Origin of the sequence: Enterobacter sp. RHBSTW-00318 (assembly GCF_014101375.1) — a bacterium.
Classification (GTDB): domain Bacteria; phylum Pseudomonadota; class Gammaproteobacteria; order Enterobacterales; family Enterobacteriaceae; genus Enterobacter; species Enterobacter ludwigii.
In genome coordinates this window covers 2,483,047-2,501,183 of record NZ_JABXQH010000001.1, presented here as the reverse complement: position 1 = coordinate 2,501,183, position 18,137 = coordinate 2,483,047, and the positions used below count along the sequence as shown (strand labels likewise).

The window sequence follows — 18,137 nt, the reverse complement described above, 5'->3', positions numbered from 1 at the left end:
CTTAATTCTGCAATACCGATGACACCAGCAGCTGGGTGTACGGATGATGGGGATCGTCGAGTACGCGGTCGGTCAACCCACTTTCCACCACCTGACCCTGCTTCATCACCAGAAGACGGTCCGCCAGCAGGCGGGCAACGCCTAAATCATGGGTGACAATCACCACGGACAGGTTCAGTTCCACCACCAGGCCGCGCAGCAGGTCGAGCAGACGCGCCTGAACGGAGACGTCCAGCCCACCGGTGGGTTCGTCCATAAACACCAGCTTCGGGTGAGTGACGAGATTGCGGGCAATCTGCAGGCGCTGCTGCATACCGCCGGAGAAGGTGGTGGGCAGGTCATCAATGCGCGAGGTGGGGATCTCCACATCGCTCAGCCATTGCTGTGCCGTGGCGCGGATGTTGCCGTAATGGCGTGCGCCGGTGGCCATCAGCCTTTCACCGATATTGCCTCCGGCCGAGACCTGCCGGCGCAGGCCGTCCATGGGATGTTGATGCACCACGCCCCATTCGGTGCGCAGCAGGCGACGGCGTTCGGCCTCGCTCATGCCGTACAGCGACCGGCCCTCATATAAAATGTCGCCCTTTTGCGGCGTCAGTCGTGCAGAGATAGATTTCAGCAGGGTGGTTTTGCCCGAGCCGGACTCGCCGACAATGCCCAGCACCTCGCCCGGCCACAGCTCAAACGAGACGTCGCTGAAGCCTTTGCCCGGCGCGTAAAGGTGGGTCAGGTTATTAACCGAAAGCAGCGGTTTCATTGGCTTTTCGCCTCGCTCTGTTGACGGCAGAAGTCGGTGTCGGAGCAGACAAACATCCGTTTGCCCGTGTCATCCAGCACCACTTCGTCCAGATAGCTGTGTTTTGAGCCGCAAATGGCGCACGGCTCGTCCCACTCCTGCACCGTAAACGGGTGGTCGTCGAAATCGAGACTTTCCACGCGGGTGTAAGGCGGTACGGCGTAGATGCGTTTTTCACGCCCGGCACCAAACAGCTGCAGGGCAGGCATCATGTCCATCTTCGGGTTGTCGAATTTGGGGATGGGGGACGGGTCCATCACGTAGCGTCCATTGACCTTGACCGGATAGGCGTAAGTCGTGGCGATATGGCCGAAGCGGGCGATATCCTCATACAACTTCACCTGCATGACGCCGTACTCTTCCAGGGCGTGCATGGTGCGGGTTTCCGTTTCACGCGGCTCGATAAAGCGCAGGGGCTCCGGAATAGGCACCTGAAAAATTAAAATCTGATCTTCCGTCAGCGGCGTTTCCGGAATGCGGTGACGGGTCTGGATCAGCGTCGCATCTTCGGTTTTTTCGGTGGTATTGACGCCCGTCACGCGTTGAAAGAACTGGCGAATCGACACGGCGTTGGTGGTGTCATCAGCCCCCTGGTCGATGACCTTCAGCACGTCCGACTCGCCGATGACGCTGGCGGTCAGCTGAATGCCGCCGGTACCCCAGCCGTAAGGCATGGGCATTTCGCGGCCGCCGAACGGCACCTGATAACCGGGGATAGCCACCGCTTTCAAAATGGCGCGGCGGATCATGCGTTTGGTTTGTTCATCCAGATAAGCAAAGTTGTAGCCGCTTAAGTTAGTCATGTGCGCGCTCCCGTTGCAGGCGTTTCAGCAGTTCCAGTTCGGCCTGGAAATCGACGTAGTGCGGCAGCTTGAGGTGGGAAACGAAGCCCGCGGCCTCGACGTTATCCGCATGGGCCAGCACGAACTCTTCATCCTGCGCCGGGCCGGAGACCGCTTCGCCGTAGTCCGGTGCCTGCAGGGCACGGTCGACCAGCGCCATCGCCATCGCCTTGCGCTCACTCATGCCGAACACCAGCCCGTAACCGCGGGTAAAATGCGGGGCCTCGTTCTCGGGGGCGACAAATCCATTCACCATTTCGCATTCGGTCATGAGCAGTTCGCCGACGTTCACCGCAAAACCCAGTTCTTCGGGCACGATCTCGACGTTAAGGTAGCCGCTACGAATTTCCGCCGCGAACGGATGGTTGCGGCCGTAGCCACGCTGGGTGGAGTAGGCCAGCGCCAGTAAATACCCCTCGTCGCCGCGCATCAGCTGCTGCAGGCGCGACGAGCGTGAACAGGGGTAAACCGGCGGCGTGCGGGTGATGTCGTCAGGTTGCGCGCCGGTATCGTCTTCGGCCTTCGCCAGACCCTGTTTCGCCAGCAGGCTAAAAACGTGCGGGGAGGGAACCTGCTCTGCATCCGAGGTGCTCAGCTGGGGCGTTTCGCCGTTCGCCAGCAGGGTGAAATCCAGCAGACGGTGGGTGTAGTCATAGGTGGGCCCAAGCAGCTGGCCACCGGGGATGTCTTTATAGACCGCCGAAATACGACGTTCCAGACGCATTTCTGCCGTATTGATCGGTTCGCTCACCGCCAGTTTCGCCAGTGTGGTGCGATAAGCACGCAGCAGGAAGATGGCTTCGACGTTGTCGCCGCTGGCCTGTTTCAGCGCCAGCGCCGCCAGTTCGCGATCAGCGACGCCGCCTTCAGTCATTACCCGGTCGACGGCCAGATTGAGCTGCTGCTCAATCTGGGTGACGCTGAGCTCGGGAAGCGCGTCATCACCCCGTCGTCTGTGCGCCTGCAAGGCATGGGCGGCGGCGATAGCCTTCTCGCCCCCTTTGACGGCAACGTACATCAGCACACCTCCACATGAGTGGTACGAGGGATGGCCAGCAGGCGTTCTCCGCAGGTGAGGATCAGGTCAATACCGAGCGGGAACGGGTGCGGGCGTTCAGTCAGTTCATGAATGATGCACTCCGGCAGCTGTGGCGCGACCATGCGCTCTTCGGCAATACCCGCCCCCGTGAGGCGCAGCATGCGGCCACCGCTCAGGCTTGATACCTGCAAAATCAGCGTGGCGCTGGTCTCCGGTGCCACCGCGCTTCCTTCGCTCAGGGCATTAAGCTGCTCGTGGCTGATTTGCTCGTCGGCCACGGCAAACACCGCCTGCCGGGGCTGTTCAACCAGCGGGGCGTTGGTGTGAAAGCGCAGGTTCTGGCTGGCGATATCATTCGATAACGCGCCAGAGAGCCACACCGGGGTGTCGTTGTCGGCGAGCGTCAGCAGTACGCTGGTGGTCGCCAGATTCAGCGGCAGCCAACCCTGAGAGAGCTGATGCAGCGAGACGATGACGCCCGGCTCGCTCATGGCTTTCAGCAGGCGACGAAAACTTTGTTGGGCATCCTGGACGGCCAGGGTAAAAGCGGGTTGAAGCGTCATGCGTTATCTCCGCGAACGAGCGTAAAGAAGTCGACCCGGCTGGTGTTTATCTGGGCCTGGCGGGCGGCAATCAGTGCAGCACGGTCGGCTTCCAGCGGGGCAATAAGGGTTTCCATCAGGGTCTGGAAATGAGGTTGTTCCTGTAACAGGGCGTCAATCACCGCGCAGCGTTCGGCGTGTGGTTTGTCGCGCCCGAGCACGTAGCTGTAGCCCAGCGTGCCGCTGTTCAGGCGGATCACTGCGCGGGTGAGGGTGGCATCGCCGGCGAAGAAACGCTCACCGGTACCGCCCATACGCGCCTGGATCTGCACCAGACCAATTTCCGGCGCGCGGATGAGGTCATATTCCGGCGTCAGATTCAGCGCCTGCATGCGGTCCGAAAGCGCAGCGGGCTGGCTGTGCGCCAGTACGCCCATCCAGCGCTGGCGGGTGGAGGTATCGAAATGCATTCAGTGCTCCATGGTGAATTCGATCATGTCGGCGCGGGTCAGGCTGACGGAGTATTCCGTCGCGTCTATTTCGCCGTCACGGTGGTTGAGGGTGCGAACGCAGAGCAGCGGAGCCATGTTGGGGATCTCCAGCACTTTGCTCTCTTTGGCCTGCGCGCGGCGGGCGCTGATGCGCGTCTGGGTACGTTTAAGCGAGATGCCCGTGGCATCCTGAAGAAAATCATGCAGCGAGCCGCTGGAGAAATTTTGCAGCACCGGCCACAGCGCCAGGTCGGCGAAGTAGTGGTCTATCTGGCACACCGCCACGCCGTTGACCCGACGCAGGGTACGCAGGTGGATGACATTGTCGCCCTCCTGAATGCCCAGCGCGTCCGCGACGTGGCTTGAGGCCGGGCGCAGCACCGACAGCAGTTTTTCGCTGGTCGGGTGGCTGCCCTGATCCAGCAGGTTCTGGCTAAAACGCGCCTGCGCATTGAGCGGATAGTCAAACGGGCGCATCAACACCAGCACGCCGACACCCTGACGGCGCTGCACCCAGCCGCGCTCGACCAGCTGATCAATGGCGCGGCGCAGCGTGTGTCGGTTCACTTCATAGCGGTCGGCAAGCTGCTGCTCGGCAGGCAGGTAGTCTCCGCAGCGGTAGTGGGTGCGAAGTTCCACCTCGAGTTTTGCCGCTATCTCTTGCCAGCGGGTAGGGTAACTGGTCGGATGTCTGGATAAGTGCATACAAATCAAAGCCTCGCTTCTCAGATGAAGTGCTTACGCAAACGTTGAGACATAAAATCCAGCAGGCTGACTGTGATGATAATGAGCACCATCAGGGCGCAGGTTTGCTGGAACTGGAACCCGCGAATCGCTTCCCACAGCGTGACGCCAATACCGCCTGCGCCCACCATGCCGACGACGGTGGCGGAACGAACGTTGGATTCGAAACGGTACAGGGAGTAGGAGATCAGCAGCGGCATCACCTGGGGCAGTACGCCGAAGAGAATCTCTTCAATTTTGTTGGCGCCCGTTGCGCGGATGCCTTCGACCGGGCCCGGCTCGATAGCTTCCACCGCCTCGGAGAGCAGCTTGGAGAGCACGCCGGTGGTATGAATAAACAGCGCCATCACCCCGGCGAACGGACCCAGGCCGACGGCCACCACGAACAGCATGGCAAAGACCATTTCGTTGATGGCGCGGCAGGCGTCCATCAGGCGACGCATCGGCTGGTAAATCCACCACGGAACGATGTTCTCGGCGCTCATCAGGCCGAACGGAACAGAAAGGATGACGGCCAGGACGGTGCCCCACACGGCGATTTGCAGAGTGACCGCCATTTCACTGAGGTAATCCTGCCACTGGCTGAAATCAGGCGGGAAGAAGTCGGCGGCAAAAGTGGCCATATTGCCGGCATCTTTAAACAGCAGCAGCGGATCCATTTCCGCGCCCTGCCAGGAGATAACGAGCACCGCAAGCAAAATGGCCCAGCTAAAAAGCGAGAACCAGCTGCGTTTCGGCGGTGGGAGGGTGATGGTTTGCATGTGTGCCCCTTTGGTCTGAATGCCCTCTCCCACCGGGAGAGGGCGGTAAGCGTTATTGCACCGCTTTATTCACGCTGCTCATGGCGCCGAGCGCCGCGGTCAGGCGGTCAAGGTCTTCGAGCTGAGCCTGAATCGCAGCCACTTTGCTGCTCTTCTCCTCCTCCTTCAGGCCCTTGTTGTCCTTCACGCCCTGCATCTCTTTAAACAGCGCCAGCTGGCGAATCGGGACCAGCTGCAGGTCGCTTGACGGGCGGAAAGGTGCCCAGCCCAGGCGTTCCAGAACCGTTTTTTCTTCCGGCGTTTTGCCGTAATTCATAAAGAAGTCGTACACCTTGTCTTTGGTGGTCTCAGACAGGTTTTTGCGCCAGACGATGGGGTCGCCCGGGATCAGAGGGGATTTCCAGATAACCTTCAGCGCTTTCAGCTTGTCCGGTGCCGAGGTTTTCAGCTTGTCGAGGTTCTCGGTGTTGTTCGTGGCGACATCCACCTGCTTATTGGCCACGGCCAGCGCGTTGGTTTCATGGCTGGCGTTCACGGTGCGCTTAAATTCGCTGGCAGAGGCGTTGTTTTTAGCAAAGACGTAATAGCCCGGCACGAGGAAACCAGAGGTGGAGTTGGGATCGCCGTTACCAAACGTCAGCTCTTTACGTTTGGCGAGCATGTCGTTCAGGTTGTTGATGGGGCTGTCTTTATTGACGATCAGCACGCTCCAGTAACCCGGAGAACCATCCGCGGCAACGGTCTGGGCAAAGACCTGGCCGTTCGCGCGATCCACCGCTTCCATGGCGGAGAGGTTACCGTACCAGGCGATGTCGACTTTGTTAAAGCGCATCCCCTGGATGATGCCCGCATAGTCCGGGGCGAAGAAGGCGTTCACTTTGATCCCCAGTTTGGTTTCCATATCTTTCAGGAACGGTTCCCACTGAGGTTTCAGGTTCTGCTGTGATTCCGTCGAAATAATGCCAAAGTTCAGCGCTTTTTCCTGCTCCTGGGCGTACGCAGGGCTTAACAGAGTGCTTATGCTGAACATGCTGGTAAACGCCAGCGCGGCAACGGCTTTGTAGCTCATGTACTTTCCTCGGATCGGTTTTAATTAAGCAGCCTGCGCGTTCTCTTCGACGCGGTTAATGCTGCGGTAGAGATGGTCGAAACGGTCGTTATCAAACTGATGGCTTGGGCCATCAAAGAACACATGCCCCTGACGCAACGCGACGATGCGCTCGCAATAGCGCAGGGCGTAATCCACCTGGTGCAGCGTCACCACTACGGTGATGCCGTCGTTGAGGTTGATGTCGCGCAGGGTTTCCATCACGATGCGAGCCGATTCCGGGTCCAGCGAGGCGATGGGTTCATCGGCAAGAATGATTTGCGCTTTTTGCATCAGGGCACGGGCGATAGCCACGCGCTGCTGCTGTCCACCGGAAAGTGTGGAGACGCGCTGGTGGGCGAAATGCGCCATTCCGACGCGGGTCAGCGCCTGCAACGCTTCCTGCTTTTGAGAGGGGGAGAACCAGCGCAGACAGGTACGCCAGAACGGGGTGCTGCCGAGCGCGCCAATCAGCACGTTCTCCAGTACCGTCAGGCGATTGACCAGGTTGAACTGCTGGAAGATATAGCCCGTCTGGGCGCGGCTTTTGCGGATATCCCGCGCCAGGCGTCCTGCACGCTGCACGGTGTTGCCCAGCAGCTCGACGTGGCTTTCTGAGGTCTTATCACAGGTGATAAGGCCGCTTAAATGACGCATAAGGGTGGATTTACCAGAGCCGGATGGCCCCAGGAGCGCCACCATTTCGCCCTGCTGGACGGTCAGATCAACGGCATGCAGGGCCTTGTTGTGATGAAAGGTCTTGCTCAGTTTCTCGACGCGGATAACAGTTTGCATATGCTGGGCCTCACAATAAATGTGGCCTCATGCTGGCGCATCAATATGACATTTGGGTTAAGTCTCGGTTGCGGGAGTTTGAAGAGTTGAGGGGAGTTTGATGACAGGCGGGGGCAGACTGCCCACCGCCAGAAGATCACTGCTGTTGCTTAACGACGTTAATCATCCACGGCACGCCGTATTTGTCGGTGACTTTACCGAAACCGTGCGCCCAGAAGGTCTCCTGCCAGGCCATTTCGATATGGCCTTCCGCGGCCAGATTGTCGAACCAGCGTTTGCCTTCCGCCACGTCCTGGGTGTCCAGCACCAGCGTGAACCCGGCATACTGCGCTTTGCTGCCGGGCGGCTGCCCATCACTCATCATGATATCGCTGCCCGCAATGCGAACATTCGAGTGGGCGATCGCCGAATCCGGAAACTGCATGCCAGACGGACAGCCTTCTTCGCTGCTGTCGCCTTTTGGCATTTCACCGAAGGTGATTTTATAGAGGAGCTCTGCGCCGACGGCGTGCTGATAAAAGGCGGAGGCCTCGGCACAGTTACCGGCGAAAGAGATGTAGGGACTTAACGGCATAATCTATACCTCACGTAAGAAGAGCCCGTTAAGTGTAGTTCTCGCCAGCCCGGTAAGCGAAGCGCCACCGGGCGGGTAAATCAGTTCTTTTTCACAAACTCTGATTTCAGTTTCATCGGGCCAAAGCCGTCAATTTTGCAGTCAATATTATGGTCGCCTTCTACCAGACGGATATTCTTCACTTTAGTGCCGATCTTCAGCATGGAAGAGCTGCCTTTAACCTTCAAATCTTTAATCACGGTGACGCTGTCGCCATCAGCCAGCAGATTACCGTTCGCATCTTTTACAACAAGCGTATCAGTATCGTGCGACGGCTCGGCGTCATTCCATTCGTGAGCGCATTCCGGGCAGATGAACATGCCATTATCTTCATAGGTGTATTCAGAATTGCATTTCGGGCAGTGTGGGAGTTGCATAAGGGTATCCTCAAAAAGTGCGTAACACGCTGGAAAGTGCCAGCAAAATGACGGCTGGGTGCCGAAAAAGGGGGCAAGTATAACGCAAATCCACACCGTTGTCGGTGATATTCTATTTAAAAAAAAAGCAAAAAGCGTGTCGCCAGTGACATTTCCTGTCAGTCAGTTAAGCGATGCTTACGGCATTAACACGGTGGAAAGAAATGGCAGTAAATATATCGAATATTTTATTGCAGCAAATTGCTACGCACCTCCATTTCGGATAAGGTGAAGCGACACATTGTTATTTATCTCCTGACTTCCCGTCATCCATATCTTATGGCGGTGACGCATTACCTCTCTTTTTAGGTGGGTAAATAATGATGATATATCCTGAAGTTTCTTAAAAATGGGCCAGGCTTTTATCTTTTGGCTGTCATGCCAGAGGGGAAGCTTTACACGCCATGCAAGGATAGCGATTTATTTCTGATTATCTTCAATCAGTTATATTTCGGTGAACATGTTTTCCACACGTGATCATATAAGCCTGAACAACATAATTAAAACCAGTGGCTTAATAAAAGTAATAAATTTGCGTTAAGGAAAGGCTTTTATCATGCACACACAGACCATTTTTGAATTAAGCCAGGAAGCAGAGCGTTTGTTACAGCTCGCCCTGCAAAATCTTGATACGTTGAAATCAATGCCGACGGCGAAGCTGGAAAGCACCGCCGCAGCCATTACGGGTGAAAAGAACAACGTCTTACCTTTGCATTTTAGTGCGCGGGGTGTCGAAGCCCAGCAGGCTATGCTGAATAATGAATTACGGAAAATAACCCGTCTGGAAATGGTGCTGGCAATTGTGGGCACCATGAAAGCGGGGAAATCGACCACCATTAATGCCATTGTCGGAACCGAAGTGTTGCCGAACCGCAACCGCCCGATGACGGCGCTTCCGACATTGATCCGTCATACGCCGGGTCAGAAAGAGCCGGTGCTCCATTTTGCTCACGTCTCTCCTATCGATGAATTAATCCTCCTGTTACAGAAAAAGCTCTGCGATTACGATCGCGGGAAGCTGGCGCAACGTCTGGAAATTGATAAGGACATGATTACGCTGCTGGAAAGAATTGAAAAAGGTGAGGCTTTCGAGAAGCATCACCTGGGTGCGCAGCCGATATTTCATTGTCTGAAAAGCCTTAACGACCTGGTGAGGCTCTCACAGGCGTTAGGCGTCGAGTTTCCGTTCTCTGAATATGCGGCCATCGAACACATTCCGGTGATCGAAGTGGAGTTCGTGCATCTCGCGGGTCTGGATGCCCACCTTGGGCAACTGACGCTGCTTGATACCCCCGGGCCGAATGAGGCCGGGCAACCGCATCTGCAAAAAATGCTGAGCGAGCAGTTATCCCGCGCGTCGGCGGTGCTGGCGGTGATGGATTACACCCAGCTCAAATCGATTTCCGATCACGAGGTCCGGCAGGCCATTTCAGTCGCCGGTAAATCGGTGCCGCTGTATGCGCTGGTCAATAAATTCGATCAGAAAGATCGTAACAGCGACGATGAAGAACAGGTTAAAGCGATGATCTCCGGCACCTTAATGAAAGGGAATATTTCGCCGGGGCAAATTTATCCCGTTTCGTCGATGTGGGCGTATCTGGCGAACCGCGCCCGTTATGAGATGACTACCCACGGTCAGCTACCGGATCACAAGGAGCAGCGCTGGGTTCAGGATTTTGCCGAAGCCGCGCTGGGACGCCGCTGGCGTACGGAGGATTTGGACGACATCGACCATATTCGTCATGCTGCCGATTTGCTGTGGGAAGATTCGTTATTTGAACAGCCGATCCGCAAGCTTATTTATGCCGCCTATGCCAATGCATCGCTCTTCGCTCTGCGTTCGGCGTCGCATAAGCTGCTTAACTACGCCCAAAATGCCCGGGAGTACCTGGACTTCCGCTACCAGGGGCTGACGGTCGCTTTTGAGGCGCTGGAATTGAATATCGCGCGCTTGGAAGAGGACATGGCCCTGCTGCATACGCGTCAGCGCGTGGTGAGCGACGAAGTGAAGCATGAAGTGGAGCAGGCGCTTAACGCCACCGCTGACTTTATGATGTCGCAGAATACTTCACTCCAGCAGGCAATTAGCCATGTGTTTAGCGCCCGCTCTGTTCTCGACCTGGCGGGCATCGAACCGCGGGATCTTCGCCGTGACGAGCCGCAGGCGCTGAAACAGCTGGTACTGGATGATGAAGGGCAGGCGCAAATTGCGCTGAGTAAAATCCGCTCCTCCTGCGAGCTGATCATGCTGGATGCGCAGACGAAGATCGGCCGGGAGCTGGCGTTACGCTTCGATCAACTGGAGTCGACGCTGGCGCGCTCGCTGAATGAAGCCATGCGGCCAATCGAAACGCGTATTAAAGAACAACTCAGCCATGCGGGTTTTCGCGCGCGGATAAGCTTCCCGGCGTTTCAGGCGCATCAACTTAACTTCAACACCCGGGCGCTGTTTAACGATGCGATTGCGCAGGACCACCGCCCGGCAGGCCAGCCAGCGGGCGCCGCGAGCATGCGTGAAACCGTCTCTCGCTGGCTGAATAACCCGGGCTGGGGCTGGGAAGATTATGTTGTCGCACGCACACGCTATGTCATTGATATTGAACAGCTGCATGAAAAATTCAAGCAGCATATCGACCAGTTCTGTGAACAAATCCGTAAAGCTTTGACCGCCCAGGTCGATGTCTCTGTTACGGCGGGGATGGCAACGTTCTTTGCGGAATTTTCGTTATGCCTGACCGGGTTACAGGAAAGTTTGCGTGATAGCCTCGCAGTACGTCAGCAAAATGAGCATTCGACCCGAGCGCTCAGCCAGCTGTTAAAGCAAAGTATCACGACTGCGACGTGGATACAGGAAGATACCCGACTGTTACGCGATGATATTCAAACCCTATTCGCGGCAGAACAACCATGACAACACAACTACTGGACGGCCCCGGGCGAACGCTGGAGTGTATTCATCCAAAATTTATGGTCGATCTGGTTCAGGGGGTAGACGCGGCGCGTCATCCCCACCCGGGACCACAACAGCTGCAGTTTCGTGAGCGTTTGACCCAGGAGATCATGACGCATACCCGGCTACGGCCCTGGGCGATGGCGGGTATGCTTAATGAAAATGCGGCGCTGCGCCTGGGGCTGGCGGAAAAGCTGGCCGGTATGCTTGACCCCGGGCACCTTGCGCTAACGCTGATGGCAGACAAATTGATTGCGCTGCGTCAGCAGACTAACCCGCGGGCCCAGCAATCGCCCGGCCTGATTCAGCAGTACGCTGAGCTTTCCGCTCATTTTACGCAACGAGCCGCCTATAAAGAGAAGGCGCTCTCCCAGCGAGGGCTGACGGTGCAGGCGGGTGAGCACAGCGAACAAATTTTTACCCGCTGGCGAGCCGGTCACTACGATGGCTGGTCGCTGGCCGGGCGTTGCTATGTCGTCCTGGAAGAGCTGCGCTGGGGCGCATTTGGTGATGCCTGTCGCCTGGCGAATGAAGACGTGGCGGCGATGCTCAAGGATAACTTACGCAGTATGGCGGCAAACTATCTTGCGCAGGGCATCAACGCTTCTCCTTCCACCCGCCATTTCTACCATCAGTGGCTGACAACGCCCGCGTCGCCGGGACTGATAGATCATAAAGACATGCTCGGCTGGCTGGGCGACTGGTGTCAGGCGGATAACCATCCGGTGAGCTGGTCGGTGACGCAAAGCTGGCACACTGTCGCGCTGGGTATGCCGAGGCTGTGCTCGGCAAAACGGCTTGTGGATGGGATGGTGGAAGAGATTTTTGGTGGCTGAAATCCCCCTCTCACCGGGAGGGGGAGCATCGGTTAGTGGTGTGTTTCAACAGGCTTAGGCTCTGTCTGAACCTCAGCAACATGCCCGACACGTTTTGCATACAGTGCGGTGATGATGGGAACCAGAATCGCGGTCACAATCACGCTGGCTGCAACCAGTGCCGTCGCGGACGCGGCCACCGGTTCAAAAGCCGGGTTAATCTGCGCAATGATCACCGGGTTGGCCACGGCTGCACCTGCGGCAGAAGAGGCGGCGATCCCCGCCGTTCCGTTTCCTCCCCCAATGACCCGGTCGGCAATAATCAGCGGAATACCGGTGATGATGATCACCGCCACGCCCAGCACGATACCCAGCAGACCCGTATCGAGGATGACATTCAGGTTGATGGTGTTACCCAGCGCAAAACCGAAGAACGGGATCAGCACCGGCGTGGCTTTGCTGAAGAAATCACGCAGATCGTTATCCAGGTTACCCAGAGCAAAACCGATCAGGAAGGGCAGGATCGCGCCGATAAAGTGGTGGGGTTCAAAGGACGCCAGGCCAGCAGAGCCCAGAATCAGCATGGTCATCAGCGGACCGGACTCCAGAGACATCAGGACAAATGCACCTGACTCTTCTTTGGTGCCGTACTGGTTCATCAGGCTGGCATACAAACCGCCGTTGGTCATATCCATCGCAGAGACAATTGCCAGAACCGATAATCCGGCGAAGAATCCGGTCTGAATTCCATTCTCCGGAATGAACATCGCACAGATCATTGCCACTACCCAGGCCACGGCAATTTTCGTAATCACCAGCGTGCCGGATTTCCGTAATACGGTGCCTGTTGCCCGTAAATTAATTGAAGCGCCGATACAAAAGAACCAGACGGCCAGAATGGGAACGGTGCCCGTAATCATCCCTTTTGTGAACCCGCCAAAATAAGCGCCGGTTTCAGGAGCCAGGGTATTCAGGATAGCGCCCAGTACAAGTGGAACCAGCATCATACCGCCCGGTATGCGTTCAATCGTGGCTTTAATCTTCATAGATAACCCTCAAATCGTATCCCGCATGGCGGGCGGCAAAAACTAAAAAATAAATCAATAAATTCAATGAATTGAATGTCTCTGGGTTCGATGGCGTCATTACCCATGCAATAAAACTAAAAAAGCGATCCTGGTAAACGCGGTGCCACAGCACCGGGAACGTGCTATTCGGAATTATAATGCGATCATTGGAATGATGATTCAATGAAAATAAAACAGTGTTTTAGTTATCTGCATCACATATTGGCGTAAACGTTTTAAACGCGCGTCGGAGGGTTAGAATTTATGTAAATCTGATGTGAAGTAATGGGGTTTCATTTTCCGTTGGCCGGGAAATAATGATGTGTGTGAGGATGTGTTTTTATGGCGATTGAGAACGTGCAGATTTGCGCTAATTGACAAAAACTGCAGCCAGCTGACGTAACATAAATATATGTGTGAAGTTGATCACAAATATAAACGCTGGTAGGGTAAAAAGGTCATTAACTGCCCAGGCAGGCGTCAACAGGTTCGGTTGTATCGACGTAAAACGTCAATGTAAGTAAACCTGCTACGCTTGAATAAGGCGATTCGCATGGAGCGGATCCCATGGTTCACAGATCGCATACGGGACTGTGAAACGGACAGGGCCGAGTCTACGAGGATAGCTATGCTCAGAAGGAAAAAAATCAAACCCATCACGCTTCGCGACGTCACCATTATTGATGATGCCAAACTGCGCAAAGCGATCACCGCCGCCTCGCTGGGTAATGCGATGGAATGGTTCGATTTTGGTGTTTACGGCTTTGTGGCCTATGCGTTAGGTAAAGTGTTCTTCCCCGGCGCCGACCCCAGTCTGCAGATGATTGCCGCGCTGGGTACGTTCTCCGTCCCCTTCCTGATTCGCCCGCTGGGTGGTCTGTTCTTCGGTATGCTTGGCGATAAATATGGTCGCCAGAAGATCCTTGCTATCACCATTGTCATTATGTCGATCAGTACGTTCTGTATCGGCCTGATACCATCCTATGCCAGCATCGGCATTTGGGCTCCGATTCTGCTGCTGCTTTGTAAGATGGCCCAGGGCTTCTCCGTAGGCGGTGAGTATACGGGTGCCTCTATCTTTGTCGCAGAGTATTCCCCGGACCGTAAGCGCGGCTTTATGGGAAGCTGGCTGGACTTCGGCTCAATTGCCGGGTTTGTCCTGGGTGCGGGCGTGGTGGTGCTGATTTCTACCGTCGTCGGTGAAGAGAACTTCCTCTCCTGGGGCTGGCGTATTCCGTTCTTCCTGGCGCTGCCATTAGGGATTATCGGTCTTTACCTGCGTCATGCTCTTGAAGAAACGCCGGCGTTCCAGCAGCACGTTGAGAAGCTGGAGCAGGGCGACCGCGAAGGGCTGCAGGATGGACCGAAAGTCTCCTTTAAAGAGATTGCGACGAAGCACTGGCGCAGCCTGCTGACCTGTATTGGTCTGGTCATCTCCACGAACGTGACCTACTACATGCTGTTGACCTACATGCCGAGCTATCTGTCGCATAACCTGCACTATTCAGAAGACCACGGTGTGCTGATTATTATCGCCATCATGGTGGGTATGCTGTTTGTGCAGCCGATTATGGGGCTGTTGAGTGACCGCTTTGGCCGTCGACCGTTCATTATTCTGGGGAGTGTCGCGCTGTTTGCCCTGGCAATCCCGGCCTTTATTCTGATTAACAGTAATGTGCTGGGTCTGATTTTTGCCGGTCTGCTGATGCTGGCGGTGATCCTCAACTGCTTTATCGGGGTGATGGCCTCGACGCTGCCTGCGATGTTCCCGACACACATTCGGTACAGTGCGCTGGCGGCAGCCTTTAACATCTCGGTGCTGATTGCCGGTCTGACCCCGACGCTTGCCGCCTCGCTGGTGGAAAGTACGCAGAACCTGATGATGCCGGCTTATTACCTGATGGTTATCGCGGTGATTGGTTTGATTACCGGTATTACCATGAAGGAGACGGCGAATCGTCCTCTTAAAGGGGCCACGCCTGCGGCGTCTGATATCCAGGAAGCGAAAGAGATCCTGCGCGAACACTACGATAATGTAGAGCAGAAGATTGAAGACATTGATGCAGAGATTGAAGAGCTGCAGCAAAAACGCTCCCGCCTGGTGGACCAGCATCCACGAATCAACGAGTAATAAAAAACCCGCCGCTGGCGGGTTTTCTTTTATTAGCAGCCTGCGGCGATGTAATCGCCATTGGCGCTGATGGGGAGTACCGTCAGGAACAGCACGGTCGCGAACAGGATCAGGACTATCCCTCCGGCTATTTTAAAGACCGGGACCAGCCAGCTAAGTGAAGCCCCGCCGCCAAACCAGGCCACCGTCCGCTCTCGGGCATAACGTACCGCCAGTGACAGGCCCATAATCGACAACGCCGTTCCCAGCGACATGGTCATGACCGCGGCCATCCCCCAGGTAACAATGCCCAGCGCATTTGAAAACATCAGGATCATGATCGCCCCGCTGCACGGGCGCGCACCAATCGCCAGTATGACGCCCAACCGGGTTTTCCAGTCGCCTTGCGCCAGGTCTGCACCTACACCGTGATGACCACAACCACAGTGTTCATTATGCTGATGAAGGGGCATGATGGCTGAGATAGCCATCCGGCGAGGCCGCAGGCTTTTCAGCGCCTGGTAAATGACAAATACACCAAATGCACCGATGAGCACCGCGCTGATCTTCTCGACGTACCAGCGGCTGGTACTGATATCCCCCGATGCGAGGTTAAACCCTACCGCCAGAATAAAGACAAAGAGAATGGCGCTGACGCCCTGCATCAGGCTGCCAAGAAAAGGAACGACCCGGGCGGCCCGTTCGCTTTCTTTATTTGTCGTGAGGTAGGTCGTCACAATGAATTTCCCATGCCCCGGCCCGATGGCATGCAACACGCCATAGAAGAAGGCGCCGGTTAATAGCCATAACCCGCCGCTGTACTGGTGGTTGTTAAGCTGGAGCAGGTACATCACCAGATAACGGTGCAGGGTAATTTGCGTGGCAAGGCACCACTGAAGAAAGGTGTTCCAGTGCGTATGCAGGGTAAACCCGGCTAAGAGGATCGCCAGCAACATGATGCCTGCTGTAGGAAGACGCCAGTCACGAGTCAGTTGTTGTGTGGTCATGGGGTGGCCTGGTGGGGGAATATTTGTCGCTAGTATAGTTGATCTTGCCTGTTAATCCGTAGGATCGCACAGAGATCCCGCCTCAATTGTGGATAAGTCTGTGCGTAAAAGGGTATAAAGCGGGGTTTTGCTGGGGAATACAGCAGTCAGTCATCTTTTTGCAACTTTTAGGTTGCGGCCTGCAGAGAACTCCCTATAATGCGCCTCCATCGACACGGCAGATGTGAATCACTTCACAGTTAACCCAGTCGGTTGAAGAGAAAAAATCCTGAACTTCAGGGTTGACTCTGAAAGAGGAAAGCGTAATATACGCCACCTCGCGACGGTGAGCTGCAAGCCGCGTCGCAACTGCTCTTTAACAATTTATCAGACAATCTGTGTGGGCACTCAAAGTGACATGGATTCTTAATGTCTTCGGACAAAAAATGAATACCAAGTCTCTGAGTGAACATACGTAATTCATTACGAAGTTTAATTCACGAGCATCAAACTTAAATTGAAGAGTTTGATCATGGCTCAGATTGAACGCTGGCGGCAGGCCTAACACATGCAAGTCGAACGGTAGCACAGAGAGCTTGCTCTCGGGTGACGAGTGGCGGACGGGTGAGTAATGTCTGGGAAACTGCCTGATGGAGGGGGATAACTACTGGAAACGGTAGCTAATACCGCATAACGTCGCAAGACCAAAGAGGGGGACCTTCGGGCCTCTTGCCATCAGATGTGCCCAGATGGGATTAGCTAGTAGGTGGGGTAACGGCTCACCTAGGCGACGATCCCTAGCTGGTCTGAGAGGATGACCAGCCACACTGGAACTGAGACACGGTCCAGACTCCTACGGGAGGCAGCAGTGGGGAATATTGCACAATGGGCGCAAGCCTGATGCAGCCATGCCGCGTGTATGAAGAAGGCCTTCGGGTTGTAAAGTACTTTCAGCGGGGAGGAAGGTGTTGTGGTTAATAACCGCAGCAATTGACGTTACCCGCAGAAGAAGCACCGGCTAACTCCGTGCCAGCAGCCGCGGTAATACGGAGGGTGCAAGCGTTAATCGGAATTACTGGGCGTAAAGCGCACGCAGGCGGTCTGTCAAGTCGGATGTGAAATCCCCGGGCTCAACCTGGGAACTGCATTCGAAACTGGCAGGCTAGAGTCTTGTAGAGGGGGGTAGAATTCCAGGTGTAGCGGTGAAATGCGTAGAGATCTGGAGGAATACCGGTGGCGAAGGCGGCCCCCTGGACAAAGACTGACGCTCAGGTGCGAAAGCGTGGGGAGCAAACAGGATTAGATACCCTGGTAGTCCACGCCGTAAACGATGTCGACTTGGAGGTTGTGCCCTTGAGGCGTGGCTTCCGGAGCTAACGCGTTAAGTCGACCGCCTGGGGAGTACGGCCGCAAGGTTAAAACTCAAATGAATTGACGGGGGCCCGCACAAGCGGTGGAGCATGTGGTTTAATTCGATGCAACGCGAAGAACCTTACCTACTCTTGACATCCAGAGAACTTTCCAGAGATGGATTGGTGCCTTCGGGAACTCTGAGACAGGTGCTGCATGGCTGTCGTCAGCTCGTGTTGTGAAATGTTGGGTTAAGTCCCGCAACGAGCGCAACCCTTATCCTTTGTTGCCAGCGGTCCGGCCGGGAACTCAAAGGAGACTGCCAGTGATAAACTGGAGGAAGGTGGGGATGACGTCAAGTCATCATGGCCCTTACGAGTAGGGCTACACACGTGCTACAATGGCGCATACAAAGAGAAGCGAACTCGCGAGAGCAAGCGGACCTCATAAAGTGCGTCGTAGTCCGGATTGGAGTCTGCAACTCGACTCCATGAAGTCGGAATCGCTAGTAATCGTAGATCAGAATGCTACGGTGAATACGTTCCCGGGCCTTGTACACACCGCCCGTCACACCATGGGAGTGGGTTGCAAAAGAAGTAGGTAGCTTAACCTTCGGGAGGGCGCTTACCACTTTGTGATTCATGACTGGGGTGAAGTCGTAACAAGGTAACCGTAGGGGAACCTGCGGTTGGATCACCTCCTTACCTTAAAGAACCTGCCTTTGTAGTGCTCA

At 55.6% G+C, this 18,137-nt stretch carries 16 protein-coding genes and 1 rRNA gene; 4 read left to right on the top strand and 13 right to left on the bottom strand.

The genetic code is table 11. The features are described from left to right. Position 1: 1 nt before the first annotated feature. From phnK to HV157_RS12440, 11 genes are all read right to left on the bottom strand, one after another. The gene (gene phnK / locus HV157_RS12490) at positions 2-757 is read right to left on the bottom strand and encodes a phosphonate C-P lyase system protein PhnK (protein ID WP_182268129.1); all 756 of its coding nucleotides are present in this window, start codon (positions 755-757) and stop codon (positions 2-4) included. After that, the gene (gene phnJ, locus HV157_RS12485; RefSeq protein WP_014168261.1) at positions 754-1,599 is read right to left on the bottom strand and encodes an alpha-D-ribose 1-methylphosphonate 5-phosphate C-P-lyase PhnJ; all 846 of its coding nucleotides are present in this window, start codon (positions 1,597-1,599) and stop codon (positions 754-756) included. Before phnJ ends, phnK begins: the two co-directional genes overlap by 4 nt. Beyond that, entirely contained in the window at positions 1,592-2,656 is a 1,065-nt protein-coding gene (locus HV157_RS12480; RefSeq protein ID WP_032679402.1) for a carbon-phosphorus lyase complex subunit PhnI, read from the bottom strand. The genes phnJ and HV157_RS12480 overlap by 8 nt, the downstream gene beginning before the upstream one ends. Then, positions 2,656-3,240 (bottom strand): phosphonate C-P lyase system protein PhnH, encoded by a 585-nt coding sequence (gene phnH / locus HV157_RS12475; protein ID WP_014168263.1) that lies wholly within the window; start codon positions 3,238-3,240, stop codon positions 2,656-2,658. The genes HV157_RS12480 and phnH overlap by 1 nt, the downstream gene beginning before the upstream one ends. Continuing rightward, on the bottom strand, positions 3,237-3,689 hold the full coding sequence (gene phnG / locus HV157_RS12470; RefSeq protein ID WP_020882814.1) for a phosphonate C-P lyase system protein PhnG: 453 nt from the start codon (positions 3,687-3,689) through the stop codon (positions 3,237-3,239). Before phnG ends, phnH begins: the two co-directional genes overlap by 4 nt. Continuing rightward, on the bottom strand, positions 3,690-4,415 hold the full coding sequence (phnF, locus tag HV157_RS12465) for a phosphonate metabolism transcriptional regulator PhnF (protein ID WP_025206370.1): 726 nt from the start codon (positions 4,413-4,415) through the stop codon (positions 3,690-3,692). 20 nt (positions 4,416-4,435) lie between these two features. Next, on the bottom strand, positions 4,436-5,215 hold the full coding sequence (gene phnE, locus HV157_RS12460; RefSeq protein ID WP_044857801.1) for a phosphonate ABC transporter, permease protein PhnE: 780 nt from the start codon (positions 5,213-5,215) through the stop codon (positions 4,436-4,438). A 52-nt stretch (positions 5,216-5,267) separates the two neighbouring features. Beyond that, on the bottom strand, positions 5,268-6,284 hold the full coding sequence (phnD, locus tag HV157_RS12455) for a phosphonate ABC transporter substrate-binding protein (RefSeq protein ID WP_014168267.1): 1,017 nt from the start codon (positions 6,282-6,284) through the stop codon (positions 5,268-5,270). Between the two features lie 24 nt (positions 6,285-6,308). After that, a complete protein-coding gene (gene phnC / locus HV157_RS12450; protein WP_014168268.1) occupies positions 6,309-7,097 on the bottom strand; it encodes a phosphonate ABC transporter ATP-binding protein in 789 nt (262 codons plus the stop codon). Positions 7,098-7,233: 136 nt separating this feature from the next. Beyond that, positions 7,234-7,671, bottom strand: a complete 438-nt coding sequence (yjdN, locus tag HV157_RS12445; protein ID WP_014168269.1) for a VOC family metalloprotein YjdN — start codon at positions 7,669-7,671, stop codon at positions 7,234-7,236. A gap of 80 nt (positions 7,672-7,751) precedes the next feature. Then, the gene (locus HV157_RS12440) at positions 7,752-8,087 is read right to left on the bottom strand and encodes a zinc ribbon domain-containing protein YjdM (protein ID WP_020882810.1); all 336 of its coding nucleotides are present in this window, start codon (positions 8,085-8,087) and stop codon (positions 7,752-7,754) included. 595 nt (positions 8,088-8,682) lie between these two features. Here HV157_RS12440 and crfC point away from each other — a divergent pair. Further along, positions 8,683-11,037, top strand: coding sequence for a clamp-binding protein CrfC (gene crfC, locus HV157_RS12435; protein WP_047355930.1), 2,355 nt, complete (start codon positions 8,683-8,685; stop codon positions 11,035-11,037). Then, positions 11,034-11,912 carry a diguanylate cyclase regulator RdcB family protein gene (locus tag HV157_RS12430; RefSeq protein WP_014168272.1) on the top strand — a complete coding sequence of 293 codons (879 nt, stop codon included), beginning with the start codon at positions 11,034-11,036 and terminating at the stop codon, positions 11,910-11,912. The genes crfC and HV157_RS12430 overlap by 4 nt, the downstream gene beginning before the upstream one ends. A 32-nt stretch (positions 11,913-11,944) precedes the next feature. Here the strand turns inward: HV157_RS12430 and kdgT are convergent, their stop codons facing one another. Continuing rightward, entirely contained in the window at positions 11,945-12,937 is a 993-nt protein-coding gene (kdgT, locus tag HV157_RS12425) for a 2-keto-3-deoxygluconate transporter (RefSeq protein WP_086462936.1), read from the bottom strand. 649 nt (positions 12,938-13,586) lie between these two features. On the opposite strand from kdgT, the gene proP reads away from it, so the two are divergent. Beyond that, positions 13,587-15,089 carry a glycine betaine/L-proline transporter ProP gene (gene proP / locus HV157_RS12420; RefSeq protein ID WP_020882807.1) on the top strand — a complete coding sequence of 501 codons (1,503 nt, stop codon included), beginning with the start codon at positions 13,587-13,589 and terminating at the stop codon, positions 15,087-15,089. Between the two features lie 32 nt (positions 15,090-15,121). Here the strand turns inward: proP and HV157_RS12415 are convergent, their stop codons facing one another. Continuing rightward, positions 15,122-16,075: a nickel/cobalt transporter gene (locus HV157_RS12415; protein ID WP_182268130.1), complete on the bottom strand. Its 954-nt coding sequence runs from the start codon at positions 16,073-16,075 to the stop codon at positions 15,122-15,124. Between the two features lie 493 nt (positions 16,076-16,568). Here HV157_RS12415 and HV157_RS12410 point away from each other — a divergent pair. Continuing rightward, positions 16,569-18,108, top strand: a 16S ribosomal RNA gene (locus tag HV157_RS12410). The last annotated feature ends 29 nt before the right edge of the window (positions 18,109-18,137 follow it).